The organism is Rathayibacter sp. AY2B5 (genome assembly GCF_002931645.1).
Classification (GTDB): Bacteria; Actinomycetota; Actinomycetes; order Actinomycetales; family Microbacteriaceae; genus Rathayibacter.
In genome coordinates this window covers 174,854-192,049 of sequence record NZ_PSUE01000002.1, presented here as the reverse complement: position 1 = coordinate 192,049, position 17,196 = coordinate 174,854, and the positions used below count along the sequence as shown (strand labels likewise).

Genomic DNA, 17,196 nt, shown 5'->3' with positions numbered 1-17,196 from the left:
CTCCGGGGCTGCGACGCCCCGAGCGCTCCGGATCAGCGGCCCTCCGGACGCTCCCACAGCGTCAGCACGGTCGTCGGCACCCGGATCCGCTCGCGCGCGACGAAACCCGCCTCAGCGAGCACCGCGTCCGCCTCGCCCTCCGGCAGCGCCTGCCAGACCCGGTCCTCCCCGGCGAGCGCGGCGAGCAGGGCCTCGCCCTCCAGGAGCACGTCGGAGTACGTCCCCGTCGTCCCGTACGGAGCGGCGAGGGCGACGTCGTCCACGCCCGCGAACGCCTCCGGGTAGGCGGCGAGCGCCAGCCGGGGCCGGAGCGAGACCGTCCCGGAGGAGCCGAGGAGGACGGCGTCGCCCGGACGGGCCCGCTCCTCGACGGCGGCCGCCAGACCGCGGAGATCCTGCCCGGCCGGCTTCCCGGTGACCGTGCGCATCTGCACCAGGACCGGCAGGGCGGCCACCGCGATCAGGGCGAGGAGGGCGACGCCCGTCCGGGCCCTGAACGAGTCGAGCGCGAGGCCGAGGAGGACCGCGAGAGCGGGCGTGCTCGACGCGAGGTAGCGCGGAGTGAACATCGGCTCGACGAGGAGGGTCCCGAGCACCAGCACCGCCGTCGGCAGCACGATCCAGAGGACGAGGGCCGGCAGGAGCGGCCCGCGCAGGCCGCCCCGCACCGCGGCGACCGCGAGGAGCGCGACGGCGATCCCGGCCAGCCACCACGCGGATCCGAAGAACGGCTCGACCAGGACGGTGAACGCGGTCACGGGCTGCAAGCGGAGCCAGCCGACCTGGCCGCTCTGCCCTGCGGCGAGGAGCAGCACCGGCACGGCGCCCAGTGCCGAGAGGGCGCTCGCCGGGAGAGCCCGCACGGCACCCCGGGGCGCCGCGGCCGCGGCGAGAGCGACGAGAGCCGGCAGCACCAGCACGGAGTAGAGGAACACCGCGTCCGCCAGACCTGCGACGGCCGCGAACGCGGTCCAGCGCAGGGCGCCTCCGGAGCGGGCCGCCCGCACGACGAGGACCGCCGCTCCCACCACGAGCGCGGTGGCCAGAGCGGAGGACCGCGCCTCGGTCCCCGAGAACGAGGACCGCGGGAGCAGCACAAGCACCGCGGCGGCGAGGAGTGCCGCCCGGGGCCGGTCGAACGATCGCAGCAGGACGACGACGCCCGCCGCCGCCGCTCCCGTGGCGAGAGCGGACGGCGCCCGCACCGCGAGCTCCGACTCCCCGGCGATCGCGATCCAGCCGTGCATCATCAGGCCGTAGACCAGGTGCACCGCGTCCTTCTCCTGCACGAAGGCGAGGAGCTCCCCCACCGGGAGCCGCGCCAGGCGGAGGGTCGCGGCCTCGTCGTTCCAGTAGGAGGGGATCCAGGAGCCGACGAGGGTCAGCGCGGTGGCGAGGGCGAGGACCGCGCTTGCGGGCAGGGTCCGGAGCGCGCGCATCCCGCCAGCGTAGAGGCCGGGCTCAGCGCGCCGAGCGCTCGGCGAGACCCTTCGCGTACGCGGCCTGGCCGACGTGCTGCGTGTCGTCGTCGATCACCGAGACCAGCCGCACCCCGAGGGTCACCGGCGGATCCCACTGCTCGTCGACGACGCGCGCGAGGTCCTCGTCGCCGAGCGTGTCGAGGAGGGCGAGCGTCTGCCGGTGCACGGCGTCGGCGTACTCCGCGAGCAGCGCGGCCGGCACCGCGGCGAGCGCCGCCACCTCGGCCGGCTCCTGCCCGTAGCCGGTCTCGTCGGGCCCGAAGGGCAGGCCGGACCGGCCGTGGAAGCCGTCGGCCGTCCACACCTGCGCGTGGCCTGCGAGCGGGGCGAGGTGGTCGTCCTGCACCCGGACGAGATGCCAGACGAGCCAGGCGGGCGAGTTCGAGCGGGCGTCCGCGCGGAACGCGAGCTGATCGGGGGTGCTGTCGTCGAGGACGGCGTGCACGTTCTCGTGCACCCGGCCGAAGGCGTCGCGGAGGAGGTCGATGGCTGCGCTCATGCCGCCAGCCTGCCGCTCCCGCGCCCGGTGCGGCACCCCCTCCGCGCGCCTCGGAGGAAGTGCGGAGGCGGGTGCCCGATACTCGGCCCGTGACCTCCGGATCCTCGAACCTGGCGACGAAGCCGTGGCTGACCTCCTACGCGGAGGGCGTGCCCGCCGAGATCGACCCTCCCACCCAGACCCTCGTCGACCTGCTCGAGGACTCGGTCGCGCGGTACCGCCGCGGCACCGCCCTCGAGTTCTTCGGCGCCGAGACCAGCTACGCCGAGCTCGGCGAGCAGGTCGCGCGCGCGGCGGAGGGCCTGCGGCGCCTGGGCGTGCGCGCCGGCGACCGCGTCGCGCTGGTGCTCCCGAACTGCCCGGAGCACGTGGTGGCGTTCTACGCCGCTCTCCGCCTCGGAGCGATCGTGGTCGAGCACAACCCGCTCTACACGCCGCGCGAGCTGCGGCGGCAGTTCGAGGACCACGGCGCCCGGTTCGCGGTCGTCTGGGACAAGATCGCCGACGTCGTCGCGACCATGCCCGCCGACCTGGGCATCGAGCGCGTCGTCTCCGTCGACCTCACCCGCTCCTTCCCGCTCGGCAAGCGCCTGGCGCTGCGGCTCCCCCTGCCGTCGGTGCGCCGGTCACGCGAGAAGCTCACCGCGACCCCCCGCAGCCGCTCCCTGGTGCCCTTCGCGTCGCTGCTGAAGAACCGCCGCATCGCGCGCTCGCACCCCCGCCCGGTCCTCGGCGACACGGCCCTGCTGCAGTACACGAGCGGCACCACCGGGACGCCCAAGGGCGCGATCCTCTCGCACGCGAACCTCCGTGCGAACGCCCTGCAGGGCCGCGCCTGGGTGCCGGGCCTGCGCGAGGGCGACGAGACGTTCTACGCGGTGCTCCCCCTGTTCCACGCCTACGGGCTGACGCTGTGCCTGACCTTCGCGATCAGCATCGGCGCGAAGGTCGTGCTGTTCCCGGCCTTCGACGTCGGCCTCGTGAAGGCGGCCGCGAAGTCGTCGCCGCCCACCTTCCTCCCCGCGGTGCCGCCCGTGTACGACGCGCTGGCCCGCGCCTCCGAGCGCCACGAGCTCGACCTGCGCGGCATCCGCTTCGCGATCTCGGGAGCGATGAGCCTGCCGGTCGCGACGGTGGACCGGTGGGAGCGCGCGAGCCGGGGACTCCTGGTCGAGGGCTACGGCATGACCGAGAGCTCGCCTGTCGCCCTCGGGAACCCGGTCGGCCCGACCCGCCGGCCCGGCACGGTGGGCGTGCCGTTCCCCAGCACGACGATCCGCCTCGTCGACCCCGCCGATCCGTCGGTCGACCGCGGCCCGGGCGAGTCCGGCGAGCTCCTGCTCCGGGGGCCGCAGGTGTTCCAGGGGTACTGGAAGCGGCCGGAGGAGACGGCCGAGGCCCTCCTCCCCGGCGGCTGGCTGCGCACGGGTGACATCGCGACCGTCTCGGCCGACGGCTTCGTGACGATCGTCGACCGGGCCAAGGAGCTCATCATCACCGGCGGCTTCAACGTCTCCCCCTCCGAGGTCGAGGGAGTGCTGGAGTCGCACCCGGACGTGACGCGCGCGGCCGTCGTCGGGCTCCCCCGCGAGGACGGCGGCGAGAGCGTCGCGGCGGCCGTGGTCCTGCGGGCCGGGACGGCCGTGGATCCGGAGGCGCTGCGCGACTTCTGCCGGCTGCACCTGACGCCCTACAAGGTGCCCAGGCGGATCGTCCCGGTGGACGAGCTGCCGACCTCGCTGATCGGCAAGGTGCTGCGCCGCCAGGTGCGCGAGAGTCTGCTGGACTGAGGCGACCGGAGCGGGCGGTGGCCCGCGAGGAGGAGGACGACATGGCGAGGATCGTGCAGTACGAGCGGATCGGCGGGCCCGAGGTGCTCGAGACCGTCGAGGCGCCGGAGCCCGAGGCGGGGCCCGGAATCGTGGTGGTCGCCGTCCGCGCGGCCGGTGTGAACCCGATCGAGTGGAAGGTGCGCTCCGGCCTGCGCCCGAGCCCGCCGTTCGACGGTCCGCGGAGGCTCGGGTCGGACGGCTCCGGCGTGGTCTCCGCCGTCGGTCCGGGAGTGACCGGTTGGAGCGTCGGCGACCGGGTCATCGTCAGCGGCGCCACCGGCACCTACGCGACCGCCGTCGCGGTCTCCCCCGACTCCCTCGATCCGCTCCCCGACGGACTCGGCTTCGAGGAGGCGGCCGCGCTCGGCATCCCGGTCTCCACGGCCTACCAGGCGGTGGTCTCGCTCGGCGTCGCGGAGGGATCGACGTTCGTCGTCCACGCGGGCGCCGGAGCGGTCGGCCGGGCGGCGATCCAGTTCGCCGTCGACCGCGGAGCCCGGGTGATCGCCACGGCGAGCCCGGCGAATCACGAGGCGCTGCGCTCGCTCGGAGCGGTGCCGGTCGCCTACGGGCCCGGACTGCTCGAGCGGCTGCGTGCCACGGCGCCCGAGGGCGTCGACCGCGTGCTCGACGCGGCCGGGACGGACGAGGCGCTCGCCGCCTCGCTCGCGCTGGTGGAGGATCCGCAGCACGTCGGAACGGTGGTCGCCGGTCCTCGGGCGGCCGAGCTGGGCATCCGGGCCTGGAGCGGCGGCAGTCCCGTGCCGCTGACCGAGGAGGAGCAGCGCCTCCGCCGCGAGGGGGTGCCGCTGGCCGCCCGGCTGGCGAGCGAGGGGCGCTTCGCGGTCGCGACAGGTCCGCGCCTCCAGCTCGAGCAGGCCGCAGAGGCGCACCGGCTCAGCGAGGACGGCCACGTCCGCGGGAAGATCCTTCTCGTTCCCTGAGCCGGGCCGGCTCCCGGCATCCGTCTCCCCACCGCTTCCCCCGCTCTCACCGTCGAGAAGGAGTCCCCGTGTCCACTGACGACACCACCCCCGTGATCCTGGGGGGCGCCCGCACCCCGTTCGCCCGCTTCTCCGGAGCCTTCGCGCCGCTCTCGGGCGTCGAGCTCGGCGCCGCTGCCATCCGAGGGGCTCTCGAGCGCTCGGGCGCCTCCGCGGCCGACGTCGACGCGGTCGTGCTCGGCCAGGTGATCCAGGCCGGAGCCGGTCAGGGCCCCGCCCGGCAGGCCGCGGTCCTCGCGGGCCTGGGCTGGGACGTCCCGGCGGTCACGATCAACAAGCTCTGCCTGTCGGGTCTCACCGCGGTGATCGACGCGGCGCGGATGATCCGGCTCGGCGAGGCGCAGGTGGTCGTCGCCGGAGGGCAGGAGTCGATGACCAACGCGCCGCACCTCCTGCTCGGATCCCGCTCGGGCCTGGGTGTCGGTCCGCGTCCGCTCGAGGACGCACTCCTCCACGACGGCCTGCTCGATCCGTTCGACCGCCGCCTGATGGGGAGGGTGACCGACGACGGCAACGCCGCACGGGGCATCCGCCGCGAGCGCCAGGACGCCTTCGCCGCGCTCTCGCACCAGCGGGCCGCCGCGGCACGGTCCACCGGCGTGCTCGCCGAGGAGATCGTGCCGTTCGCGGTTCCGCAGCGGCGCGGACCGGACCTCGTCGTGTCCGCCGACGACGGGATCCGGGAGGACAGCACGGTCGAGACGCTCGCCCGGCTGGCCCCCGCGTTCTCGCCCGAGGGCACGATCACGGCGGGCAGCTCGTCCCCGATCACGGACGGCGCCGCCGCGCTGGTCGTCGTGTCCCGCGGCTGGGCCCGCGAGCGCGGACTGCCCTGGCTCGCGACCGTCGCCGAGCACGGGCAGGTCGCCGGACCGGACAACTCCCTGCATTCACAGCCGTCGGCGGCGATCCTCCGGGCGCTCGGCCGCCGCGGTGCAGCGGTGTCCGACCTGGACCTGATCGAGATCAACGAGGCGTTCGCCTCCGTCGTCCTCCAGTCGGCGGACGATCTCGGCGTCGAGCCCGAGGCGGTCAACCCCGACGGCGGGGCGATCGCGCTCGGCCACCCTGTGGGCGCCTCCGGAGCACGGCTGGCCCTGCACCTGGCGCTGGCCCTCCGGCGCCGGGGCGGCGGGCTCGGCGTCGCCGCGCTCTGCGGCGGAGGCGGCCAGGGCGAGGCGCTGATCCTCGAGGGCTGACCGGCGGTCCGCCCCCAGGAGCGCGTCGGCGCCTCCGGCTACGCTCGCGGGATGAGCATCCTGAGCGCCGACGGCCTCGCCTTCGTCACCGAGCGCCACCTGGCCACCCTCTCCACCCCCGGCCGCCAGGGCCGCCTGCATGTGGTCGCCGTGGGCTTCACCTACGAGGACGGCGTCGTCCGCGTCATCACCTCCCGCGAGAGCCAGAAGGTGCTCAACGTCCGGCGGGGCGGCACCGCGACGGTCGGGCAGGTCGACGGCATCCGGTGGCTGAGCCTGGGCGGTCCGGCGACGATCGAGGAGGAGCCGGACGCCGTGCAGCACGCCGTCGAGCTCTACTCCCAGCGCTACCGCACCCCGCGCCCGAACCCCCTCCGCGTCGCCATCCGCATCGACGTCGACTTCGCCCTCGCCTCCTCCGGCCTGCGCGCGGAGTAGCCGGGTGGCCCGCGGCGACGCGCTGGGCGGGGGCGGCGCCGTCTCCTCCCTCCGCACCTACCGCTACGTCCGCCTCTCCCTGGTGGCGGCCGTGGTGCTCCTCACGGCCGGCCTCGTCCACCAGCTCGTCGTCGGAGGCCCGCTGCGCTCGATCAGCGCCTCGTACTACACCCCGGTCCGCTCCCTCTTCACCGGGGCGCTCTTCGCGGTCGGCGTCGCGCTGGTCGTCCTCGCCGGGAGGAGCGTGCGGCGCTTCCTCCTGCTGCTGGCGGGCATGACGGCGCCGGTCATCGCGATCGTGCCGGTGCCCCTCGCCTCGGAGGAGCTGCAGCGCCTCCAGGGAGCGGTGTGCCCGGCGGGAGGGGCGTCGTGCCTTCCCGCGACGGCCGCGGGTGAGGTCGCCGCCTCCCTGCCCGCCTACCTGGTCACGGCCGCGGCCGTCCTCGTCGCCTCCGTGATCCTGCTCGCCCTCGACCGGGTCCTCGACCGCTGGGCACTGGTCCGCACCGCGATCGCCGCCGCCCTCCTGATCTTCCTGGCGGCCTGGAGCACGCTCCCGTCGTTCCTGCGGCTCGGCCACTACGCCGCCGCCGGCGTCTTCTTCCTCCTCATCGCCGTCACCGCCGGTCTGCACGCCGTCGCGGTGCGCGAGGAGGGAGCGAGCGGGCCGGGGACGCCGCGCTTCTACTCCCGCTGCTACGCCGTTCTCGCGGTGCTGATCGCCGCGGTCGATGCGGCGCTGGTGCTCCTGCTGCTCACGGGGCGGGGAGCGGAGCTACTCGGCGAGCAGTGGCTCCTGCTCGGCGAGGCCGTCGCGCTCGCCCTCTTCGGGGTCTTCTGGGTGCTGCAGACCGTCGAGAACTGGGATCGTCCCGACGTGCTGCTCGTCGCGCGGGGCTGAGGGGGCCGGTGGCGGCCCCCTCAGCCGCTCAGCGCTTGAGGGTGATCGACGCGCTCCGCCCGAGGTTTCCTGCGGCGTCGTAGGCGTGCGCGACGATCGCGTACCGCCCGGCCGGGTAGGAGGAGGCCGAGACGGTCAGGCGCCACGTGCCGTCCGACGCCCTCGTCGCGTCGCCCAGCCGCGTGGCTCCGCTCCAGAAGCTCAGCTTTGTCGTGCCGACGTCGTCCTTGGCGGTGGCGACCAGGGTGACCGAGCCGCGCACCGTCGATCCGCTCGTCGGCGCGGTGATGACGGTCTTCGGAGCCGTCGTGTCGCGCGACGGCGCGGGCGAGCCCGTGGGTGCCGGAGCAGGAGCCGCGGTGGGCGCCGACGTGGGAGTCGGGGTCGGGGTCGGAGCCGGTTCGTCGCCGAGGCCCCAGGCCGTCCACAGCTCCTCCGCGATCATCGCCTGGCCGGCGACGTTCGGGTGGAAGTAGTCGACGTCCGTCGAGAGCTGGTCGAGCGAGATCGGAGCCGCCGTGAGGGCGCCGCCGTCCCAGACGCAGTCGTTCGCGGCGGATGCGCAGGCCGATTCGAGTGCCTCGTTGAAGTCGGACTCCCGGTCCTCCGCCGCCGCGAGCGAGGCGGTGTAGGCCGAGCCGGTCAGCGGGGCTCCGGTCGTGGCGTCGACTCCGCGCTGGGTCCGGCAGACCCCGCCCCAGGCCCAGATCGCGGCGCCCGGCGTCGGCTTCACGGCCTCCCACTCCGACTCGATGTCCGGGACCGAGCCGACGAGCACCGTCGCCTCCGGCCACTCCTCGCCGATCGAGCGCAGGATCCGGGTCGCCGACGCGGCGAAGGAGGCCGCGGGCGTCATCGCGTAGCCGTCGCGGGAGTCGGGCGAGAGGCTCAGCGAGCAGAGGTCGTTGCCGCCGATCAGCAGCGTGACCACGTCCGGCTCCTCCCCGGCCGCGACCGCGGCGTCGATCCGCGACTCGACTCCGCTGATGACCGCGCCCGACTTCGCGTAGTTCACCGCGCGGACCGCCGTCCGCGGATCCGCCGCCGCCATCCGGCTCGCGATCGAGTCGACCGCGGGCGCCGATCCCGTCGCCCAGGAGTTCTCGACGCAGTCGCGGTTCACCCCGCAGGTCGTCGCCGCGCGCGTGATCGAGTCGCCGAGCGCGAGCAGCGTCTGCGTCCCGGACGCCTGCGCCGGCGGTGCCGCCAGGAGCCCCGCCAGGAGCGCGATCGCCCCCGCGCCGACCCCTGCCGCTCTCCGCCGTGCCCTGTGTGCTGTGGTCCCCATGTCGTCCCGTCCCCTGGTCGTCCGTCGCTCGAGTGCCTCGCGTGCTGCGAGAGCACGAGGGGCGAGCGTACGTCGCTGCGGATCCCCCGACGGACCGGAGGAGAACGGCTCCCGCCCGGCGCGGCCCGGATGGGGGACACGGAGGACGCACGGAGGCGGGCGGCCCACAGCTTCGGGCGCCCGATCGTCAGGACCTGCACGACCGGCCCGCGCGCTCTCCCGCCCGGAGAGCACGTGGACCGACGGCTCCTCCTCGATACTCTGAGGCGATGATCGGCCGTCGCCGTGGAGGGAAGAGGGATCAGCATGGACTACTCGAACGAGGACGATCTCAAGCAGAGGATCGGTATCGTCTCCTGGAGGAATCTGTCGAAAGAGAACTTCATCGCGTTCGCATCCGAGTTGCCGAACATGAGCGAGGAGCTCGCCCTGAAGGTCGTCGAGCAGTTCCCGGATTTCAAGAATCTCGTCCTCGACTCGTTCAGTGAAGTGCGAGATCAGGCGAGTTCAGCCGTTCGAGCCAACTGGAAGAGTCAGAAGAAGGTTCACAGGGCCTTCGCCGAGTACCGCGCCGTCCTGAACCGCGAGCTGGATCGTGACACCCTGAGCGCGGCGGACCGCTACTCGGTCCTTCGGCTGTTCAAAGAAGCGATCGACGACGAAGCACTCAAGGATTCGGAGCACAAGGCGTTCGTGCTCCGGGCACTGGGCATCGTCGCGATGGTCGCAGTCGCCGGAGTCTCGACGGGAGTCGCCGTCCTCGGCGGTCGAGCCAGGATCGGCGGAGACGCCTAGTACCGAAGCCGATCCAACGGACCACTCCTCCGCCGACGAGCGCGTCGAGGCCGCTAGGCGGTCGACCTTCCGAACAGGCGAGGTTCCCGATCCGGCCGCCGGCACAAAGCAGAAGGCCCGCTCTCTCGAGCGGGCCTTCCGTTGTGGTGGGGGTCCTGGGTGCTTACTCGAAAACAAAGGAGACATCCTGTCAACTTCGTGATCTGCTCGAGAATGCAAGATCAGAACTGGTTTCACGGGAACCGTCTCGTATCCGCAAGCCGCGTTTACCGAAGGAACTTCCCGTTGAGGTCCAGCAATCCATCGTGGATGGATACCGGGCGGGAGCTTCGATGAAGGAGCTTGCACGAGCACATGGGGTTCATCGGACCACTGTTCGTGCAGCACTGGATCGTCATCGTGAACCCGTTCGGGAGCACTCGATTTCATCAGCGCAGGTTGCTACGGCCAGCCGGCTCTACCTGTCCGGACTGTCGCTGGCGAGCGTCGGCGAGAAGCTGGGCTTCAATGCACAGACGATCGCGACTCATCTTCGGCGGGCCGGTGTTCCCTTGCGGGACTCACACGGTCGCGTTCGATGAGCGCAACACCTGATTGATTATGAACATTTTTGGGAAGTTGTCAATGATAATGCAACCTATCGCTTTGAAAATAGAAGTGGGGTGACGCCGTAAACGACGCCACCCCGAAGCTCCTCCCTATCTAGTCCATCGCATCCAGGAACGCTACGGCGTACCCCAGGCTCATTCCGTCCACGGTGGGATGGAAGCTCTCCGGATCGCCTGCGCCGTCATGTGCATTGCGGATGACTCCGTTCAGATATGACGTACCACTGTCGCAAAGCCCGTGGCCGTCGAACGTCGACGGTGACACGTAGACCACATTCGGTGAATCGATCGTCGCAACAGCACCTTCGATGACCTCATTAAGATTATCGATCCAGCCGTTAATCCAGAGTGCGTCGTTGTATGAGACGTTCACGAAGGTCGTCGTCCCCGAGTACACTACACACCTGTAGTCTCCCGGAGCAGTGAGATCGAACACATAGTTGCTCGTGTCTTCACCGAAGAAGGTGGGATACCCAGCGATGTAGATCTTCGCGTTTGGGGCATGCGTCGCGATTGCGTTCAGCGTGTCGACATACGACGAGATGGTCGTTCCACCAGGTGACGTTGCACTTCCAAACCCCGCCAACTTCGAGACCCTGCTCGCTACACTCGAGTTGGTAGCGCCGTCAGCCGCGCATCCATACCCTGGGTGCGTGAGGTAGTCGACACACTGACCCATGACTTCGGCGAAGCCGATGTCATTCCCACCCACCGTGATGGTGACCACTTCCGTGTCGGTCGTCAGAGACTGAACCTGTCCGTCGAGGAAGCCCGGCGGCATCAATCCAGTACCAACGACATCCTGCGTCACGGCACCTGCACAAGCCTGCTGATTCGGCGGGTCAAGGGATGCACCGATTGCAAACTCGAACGGATAGCCGTCGAAGGACCGCATGCAGCCACTCGGCTCGTAATACGTGAACGCACCGAGTCCTGAGCTGTACGAGTCGCCGAGTGCGACGTACTGATCCGCCTTGAGGGCGAAGTTGTACGACCCGTGCTCGTAGTCACCAGATGAGTTCCGACACGTTGCACGCAACGTGTAGAGGTATCCAGGGTTACTGAACCCCTCGCCTGGGGTCAGCTGCTGACTGAACGTCCATGCGCCGGAAGAGTCCGAAGTCACCGTGTCCGTAATCTCGAGTCCGTACGACGTGGCCCCCAGGTCCCCGCTCATAATCTGGTTGCCCTGATCGTGAAGCTGGATATCCACGGGGACATTCGGCTCGCACGCCGTCACTGAGGTGAAGTGCGCCTCGTGCCAGATATTCACGCGATCAACCGTCACTCCGGTCGTCTGACCGACAACCGTGACGGCAACCGGATCGAGTACACGGTTCGGTGAACCACCCCCAGGAGTCTGCGTGCAGTACACCTCGAGCGAGCCGCTTCCCAGAGCAGCGCCAGCCGGAACTACAAACGAACCCGAGCTCCAGCTGCCGTTCGCCACCGAGTAGCCGATGAACAGATTCGAGAACACCTGACTGCCAGAGTCGGTGAAGGTTCCGTAGACGTAGGCATTCGCCTCGCCCGTTGCGGCGTTCGGACAGATGGTGTCCGGGTAGAGCAACGTACGCTCGCGCACCTGCAGGTTCGAGTGTTGCAACTCGATGGTCGGACCGGTCGCAAGCGCCGGAGTCGCCACCCCGAAGGAGGCAGCTATTGACATGAACAGCACCACGAATATGGCGCTGGGTGAAATGCGTCTTTTGCGCATGATTCTACTTTCAGTGAGTAGCCGATTCATCATACGATTGCATGATGAGAGGAACATTGGACAAGAATCTTGCCCAACCCACTGAATGTACGAAATGCGCAGAATTGTGTCAATATGTAGTTCGAATTGCACTCCATGCATGATAATATTGAGATATATGACAACATCAAGAAAGGCGCGCCGAATAGGGCTTCACAGATTCATCGTTCTTGCCGTGGGCGGCGTAATGCTTGCCTTGACTCTCTTTGCGGGGCCGGCGATATCCCATCTTGCACCACATGAATGCATAGAGCGAATAACGAACGAATGCGCAAGCGGAGGCGCTGCCATAATCTCGTTCAGGGCGTATAACGATTCGGTCGCGTGGCTTTGGCTTTCGATCTTCGTGCTTCTGATCGGGGTTGCAATTGCAACAGTGAAGCCACGCCGTTAGAGCCTTACCACTCTCGATCCACTCGCAGGCCGCACGAATCCGTACTCTGCGACAGGGCATGGATTCATCCCGATGTGAGACGATTCCCGACTCATGACCTGCGCCACATCACAAGTTCAGCTGCTCGACTTCGAGGCGCCCTTGGCACCCACGACGGAAAGGGCGAGAACGCCAACCGCACCCGCCCCGATCAGCGCCTTCTGCGAGATCTCCTTACCGGCCGTGACCCGCTGCTGTGGATCGCGGAACGCCTCGCGCCTTGTGATCGCCGTCAAGGTCTCGCGCGTTGACTCGATCCCCAGCGGGCCATGGAAGTCGTCGAGGCTGGCAGCCGTCGCATTGAGTGAACTAATCACGGCACGCGCGGTCCCAGCGTGAAGGAGAACGTTCTCATTCACGATGCCGCCCGCCGCGTCCATCTGCGCCATCAGGCGGGAAGTCTGCGCCACCACGGCGGACCGGCGCTTCTCTCGGGCTGCAGCAACGCCGCGTTGATGACCCTCAAGGTGCTCCGGCGCCGTGGTGAGTACATGATCAAGCTCGACCACACGAAACTCGTCCTGCAGTTCGAAACACCGCGCCAGGATCGCGAGCTGGACCGCGACCTCACGTTCGATATCACTGGTGACCTTCTTCAGCTCCCCAGCCCTGCGCTTGCCCTCAACCTTGTCCGCGAGCGCCCCTAGTGCCAGCAACGCCTCATCCTGCACGTTCAGGATCGACTTGGACACGCCGCTCACCTTGTCCCACGTCGTCTTGGGGTCTCCACCATGCGCCCGAAGTACCATCGCCTCGTCGATCGCTGCCGCCGAGCTCCTCATCTTGGCGAGGACTGCGTCACGTTGCGCGCGGCGCACGTCGTCGAGTTTCTCGTCGATCCGAGCCAGTAGCTCCTTCAGCTCGCGCGCTTCCGCCTGCTGGGCAAACTGGCTCATCATTCCGCCGATGCCGGAGAGCGCTGCCGGGTTCGTCAACAGCGAGGCCGGACCATCCTCCACCTGGAGCCACTTGAGCGAGTCGTTGCCCGTCTCGCCGAGCATGGCGTGGCTAATGCCCTTGGTCTTGGTCTTCATCAGCCCGCCGGCGTCTTTGAGTCGCTGGGCGGATTCCGGCGTGAGCTTGAGATACATCGCCGACTGCTCAGCGATGTCGGCAGCTGTCTCCGCGATGCCAGACCCGGCCTTGAGGAGCGGGCTCAGCTTGCTCAGGCTGAAGGTCTGCGCGCCTTTGAGGAGGCCGTTGTGCTTGAGGAATCGTTCAACCGCAGATCGCTCGCCCGCGACGATCGCCCCGTCACCGTCGCTGACGATCTCTATGCCATCGGCCATCATTCGTCCCTTTCGCGATCCCCAGTAAACATATCGGGGCACAACGACATCGACGTGCGCGTCTAGTTTCGGTTCAGCCCGTGCCGACGCGAGTCCAGGGCGACCTTGAAGTGGCTCTCTGAGGCGTCGATCGCTGAAGTTGGTGTCGACGGGTCGAACACGCGAAGTAGCGAGTATCGGAAGGTCGAAGGATCAAGTCCTCGCAGCTCGACGTTGCCGCCGTGCCCGTTCGTCGCGTACACGGTCCAGCGCTGGCGAATGTTCTCTTCACCGTCGGCTTTTCCGACGTAGTGACGTCCATCGCGGGTATCGGTGATCAGGTAGATTCCCACAACCGACGACAGCGCGGTGCGCCACGAGGTGTAGCGATGCTCGCGCATTACGGCCTGGAGCTGCGCATAGTCCAGGACGAGCCGGTCGAAGCCGGGGAACGGCACCGGTTCCGCATCGGCGATGCCCATCACCGGGTAGCTGGCTGGCGCGCATCCACCAGGTGCGCGGTGATCGCCACCCGATCACAAGGCGCCCCCGCAGGTCCGCCATGTGGTCAGAGACAACCATGTCGAAGATACGGCGCACTCCGTCGTTGGCTATCTCGCCGCGGTTCTCGACCACGGCCCACAGCCGAGCCTGGTCACCGCCCTCACGGATGAAGACGACCCAGTAGCGGGGAGGCACCTCAGGGAACCGTCGTGTGTTCGCCGACTGGTTGCGCGTGTATTCGAGGATCTCCGCGTCGGTCGAGTCCGCGTGGATGCCCGAGATCCCGCTGTCCTCATGCTCACGCACGTAGGCATGGCGGATCACCAGTGCGTCCGACAGGTCGATGCCTGCGTCGAGCAGGATGGGTCCGAGTGTCAGTACCATCCGTGGGTTTCCTCATTTCTTGTGTTCCACTCAGATCTATGGAGTTTGAGCGTCAGCGATGCGACGGGATGGCAGCCAACTACATCGGCTTCAGCGCGCTGCGGCTGGACAATATGCCGACGTCCTTTTTGCTGTTGGGTCGGTCGAGCTTCGCAATCACGGCGTGCTGAGTCTCAGGAGTCCAGAAGATCTTGAGGTTCTCTCGCGCTCGGGTAATCGCCGTGTAGAAGATGCTGTGCGAGAAGCTATCCTCATTGGCATCTGTGATGACCACTTTGACGGAGTCGTACTCGAGGCCTTGCGCCTTGTGGATTGAAACCGCGTATGCCACCTGGAACGGCACGCTCGTATTGAGGTCCTGATCGTCGTCATCGGTGCTGCCATGGGCGAAGACCGAGAACCGCACTGTCGCATCGCCTAGCCACACCAGCTCGGGCCCAGTTACTTCGAACTCCGTGATAGCCCGCTCCAGCTTCACATCGAACTGGATCCGCCCAGGAACCTCCTCGATTCCAACGATCCTGCCCTTGAGGTTGTTGTAGATGACTCCGCGGAACCTGGCGCTGTCGTTGAAGAGCACTGGATCTCCGACCTTGTACGTCGAGACACCCCACGCCGTCGCAGGATTCGGGTTGCCACTTTGGAGGAACTGATTGATGTTATTGATCCCGTACAGGCCTTCGTAGTTGAGGCACAAGATGATCTCGTCATCCTTCTGAGGAGCGAAGAGTGTCTCGTCGAGCCTGGCCGAGTACTTCTGCGCAGCGATGATCTCGGTGATGTTGTCGTCGATCCCCCGCACGGCAGACCAGAATCGCAAGAGGTTGTCGTTCTTCGTCCGATAGGGAGTGGTCAACTCGAAGACCGACGCCTTGGGGAGGAAGGCAGGCGCCAGCGCAAACCAGTTGCCGAACTGGATTGATTCGATCTGAAAGACGTCGCCGACAAGGACGAGCAGCGAGAACGACGTCTGTTGGAGAACCTTCAAAAAGTCGGCGTTGCTGACGGTACTGCACTCATCGATGACGAGCACGTCATAGTGCTTCGCCGAGGGATTGCGGAGCTGACGGCTGATGGTCCTGAAGTCGGAGCCACTCGTCGTCACACGTCGCTTGAGGTTGTCCACCGCTGGGTTCGTATGCGCGAGGAAGAGCTTCTCCTTGTCGTGGAAGTAGCTGGCGATGTGGTTGATCATCGTCGACTTCCCGGTACCGGCTGCACCGTAGATCATCGCTACGCCCGACTGTGCGAAGAGGCGCTTGAGTGCGTCTCGCTTGAGCGGATCGTCGATGTCGCGAGGAGCCTCGTTTAGCCAGAACTCAACCGCGTCCGCGTAGCCGTCGATGCCGGCCGACGCATGGCTCTGGAGCTCCTGAATGATCGCGATCGTGTCCTGCTCGTACTCACTGATGAACAGATGACCGCGATCTTCGACCAGGCAGCGTCCCGGCTTGTGCTTGTAGTAGAGGCGTCCGTTGTAGGCGCGCATGAGTTGGTCGATGTCCTCGAAGCGTTCCACCTCATATTTTGGCGTGTAGAGCATGCCGCGCTGTTCCACATCCGTCTTGACGCGATGCGCCAGGAGCTCGTGCTTCCGCGATGCAGAGTCGAGGCTCTCGATGAGGTCCGAGAACCGCGGATTGTGGCCCAGCGCTGACGTGCACAGGGGCATCGTGTCGAACGGTTTGCATCCCCACGAAAGGTTGAGGTTCGAAAGCCCACCGCACCCCTCTGGGTAATACTGGAGCTTGATCGTCTCGTTCCTCATCCGGAGCAAGAGATAGCGGATGACATTATGCCCGGCGGCCTTCCGTGCAATCAGCTGTCGAGCTTTGGTGAGCACTGGAAAGATGATCGACTTCTGTGCCCGTTGGGTCGCTTCATCGCTCAGCTTCTGGAATTTGGTCTCCGCCAGCGCCATCACGTCGAGAAGGTTTGTGCCCGTCTCGGTCAGGTACTGCATCAAGTGGCGGTATTCGGTCTGTCCGGTGGATACTTTCGAATACTCTCCGAAGATGCCCCCGAAGTTCTCAAACTCGCACGGCCTGATGGAGACTTCCCAGTCCGTGATAACCCGAACCGGCATCGTGTGATCGAGTACCTCGATCTCGTCGTCGATCAGCGTCAGGTTCGACGCGTACTTGTCTGTCATGTCGATGTCCGTGAACGCGATGTGGCGCTCAGTCTTGCTCGTGTGGTCCTTCGCGTCTTGGAACGTGACTTCGTAGTAGATGCGCCCGCCGACGAAGAACGGCCTGGTCTTCAAGACGTAGTATCGATCGCGGCGTCCGGGGGTTCGAAGACCCTGCCTGCCAGCATGAATGCGTTCGGCGATCTTCTGGTGGTACTCGCGAAGCGAAGGGTCAAGATCCACCGGGAACTTCTCGAGATTCGACAGCACGGCAAAGCTCCACTCCGCCTGCGCGAAGTCCCGAAGACGCATCAAGTACTCGTAGTACTTCAGCATCAATCGTTCAGATGCGTCTCCGTCAACGACATAGTGCGAGGCGCTCTCCTGGAGAAGCTTGTGGAAGCGCTTCAGGAAATGGAGCTTCTTCGGAGCCGAGCCAAGATCATCGAGCGCGGCCTTGATCGCGTCATAGTTGTAGTCCGTGCTCGGCTGACCTGTGCTCCAGCGAACCGCCACGCCCTCCACCAGGTTTCGCAGCTGCCCAAGCATCTGCTGTGACAACAAGGGGCGGTCCGGTGTCAGTGCGTTGATCGCGCCACAGATCGCCGCGTCCGCCGCGCGAATTTGGTCGAGCGCGGTGCTCAAGACCGGTCCTCGGTGAGCGTTTCAGGAGTG

The 17,196-nt window shown here is 67.6% G+C and carries 13 protein-coding genes; 6 read left to right on the top strand and 7 right to left on the bottom strand.

Going from position 1 to position 17,196, the window contains the following annotated elements; translation table 11 throughout:
- Window positions 1-32: 32 nt before the first annotated feature.
- The gene (locus tag C5C30_RS02525; RefSeq protein ID WP_104333118.1) at window positions 33-1,439 is read right to left on the bottom strand and encodes a glycosyltransferase family 39 protein; all 1,407 of its coding nucleotides are present in this window, start codon (window positions 1,437-1,439) and stop codon (window positions 33-35) included.
- A 22-nt stretch (window positions 1,440-1,461) separates the two neighbouring features.
- Window positions 1,462-1,980 carry a DinB family protein gene (locus tag C5C30_RS02520; RefSeq protein ID WP_104333117.1) on the bottom strand — a complete coding sequence of 173 codons (519 nt, stop codon included), beginning with the start codon at window positions 1,978-1,980 and terminating at the stop codon, window positions 1,462-1,464.
- Window positions 1,981-2,069: 89 nt separating this feature from the next.
- Here C5C30_RS02520 and C5C30_RS02515 point away from each other — a divergent pair, with 89 nt between their 5' ends.
- The 5 genes from C5C30_RS02515 (at window position 2,070) to C5C30_RS02495 (ending at window position 7,354) form a co-directional block, all read left to right on the top strand.
- Window positions 2,070-3,770: a long-chain-fatty-acid--CoA ligase gene (locus C5C30_RS02515; protein WP_104273091.1), complete on the top strand. Its 1,701-nt coding sequence runs from the start codon at window positions 2,070-2,072 to the stop codon at window positions 3,768-3,770.
- 41 nt (window positions 3,771-3,811) lie between these two features.
- Complete coding sequence (locus C5C30_RS02510; protein ID WP_104333128.1) at window positions 3,812-4,756, top strand: NADP-dependent oxidoreductase; 945 nt, start codon at window positions 3,812-3,814, stop codon at window positions 4,754-4,756.
- A gap of 68 nt (window positions 4,757-4,824) precedes the next feature.
- Window positions 4,825-6,015, top strand: coding sequence for an acetyl-CoA C-acyltransferase (locus C5C30_RS02505; protein WP_104333116.1), 1,191 nt, complete (start codon window positions 4,825-4,827; stop codon window positions 6,013-6,015).
- Window positions 6,016-6,066: 51 nt separating this feature from the next.
- The gene (locus tag C5C30_RS02500; RefSeq protein ID WP_104223212.1) at window positions 6,067-6,453 is read left to right on the top strand and encodes a pyridoxamine 5'-phosphate oxidase family protein; all 387 of its coding nucleotides are present in this window, start codon (window positions 6,067-6,069) and stop codon (window positions 6,451-6,453) included.
- Between the two features lie 4 nt (window positions 6,454-6,457).
- Complete coding sequence (locus C5C30_RS02495) at window positions 6,458-7,354, top strand: hypothetical protein (RefSeq protein WP_104268389.1); 897 nt, start codon at window positions 6,458-6,460, stop codon at window positions 7,352-7,354.
- A 28-nt stretch (window positions 7,355-7,382) separates the two neighbouring features.
- On the opposite strand, the gene C5C30_RS02490 is transcribed toward C5C30_RS02495, so the two are convergent.
- Window positions 7,383-8,642, bottom strand: coding sequence for a GDSL-type esterase/lipase family protein (locus C5C30_RS02490; protein WP_104333115.1), 1,260 nt, complete (start codon window positions 8,640-8,642; stop codon window positions 7,383-7,385).
- 306 nt (window positions 8,643-8,948) lie between these two features.
- Here C5C30_RS02490 and C5C30_RS02485 point away from each other — a divergent pair, with 306 nt between their 5' ends.
- Window positions 8,949-9,437: a hypothetical protein gene (locus C5C30_RS02485; protein WP_104261101.1), complete on the top strand. Its 489-nt coding sequence runs from the start codon at window positions 8,949-8,951 to the stop codon at window positions 9,435-9,437.
- Between the two features lie 702 nt (window positions 9,438-10,139).
- On the opposite strand, the gene C5C30_RS02480 is transcribed toward C5C30_RS02485, so the two are convergent.
- The 4 genes from C5C30_RS02480 to C5C30_RS02465 all read right to left on the bottom strand — a co-directional run bounded on the left by C5C30_RS02480 (window position 10,140) and on the right by C5C30_RS02465 (window position 17,166).
- Window positions 10,140-11,726 carry an SGNH/GDSL hydrolase family protein gene (locus tag C5C30_RS02480; RefSeq protein WP_181131427.1) on the bottom strand — a complete coding sequence of 529 codons (1,587 nt, stop codon included), beginning with the start codon at window positions 11,724-11,726 and terminating at the stop codon, window positions 10,140-10,142.
- Window positions 11,727-12,311: 585 nt separating this feature from the next.
- Complete coding sequence (locus C5C30_RS02475) at window positions 12,312-13,523, bottom strand: hypothetical protein (protein WP_146081470.1); 1,212 nt, start codon at window positions 13,521-13,523, stop codon at window positions 12,312-12,314.
- A 62-nt stretch (window positions 13,524-13,585) separates the two neighbouring features.
- Entirely contained in the window at window positions 13,586-13,987 is a 402-nt protein-coding gene (locus C5C30_RS17930) for a GIY-YIG nuclease family protein (RefSeq protein WP_374955296.1), read from the bottom strand.
- A gap of 482 nt (window positions 13,988-14,469) precedes the next feature.
- The gene (locus C5C30_RS02465; protein ID WP_104333112.1) at window positions 14,470-17,166 is read right to left on the bottom strand and encodes an ATP-dependent RecD-like DNA helicase; all 2,697 of its coding nucleotides are present in this window, start codon (window positions 17,164-17,166) and stop codon (window positions 14,470-14,472) included.
- Window positions 17,167-17,196: the final 30 nt, after the last annotated feature.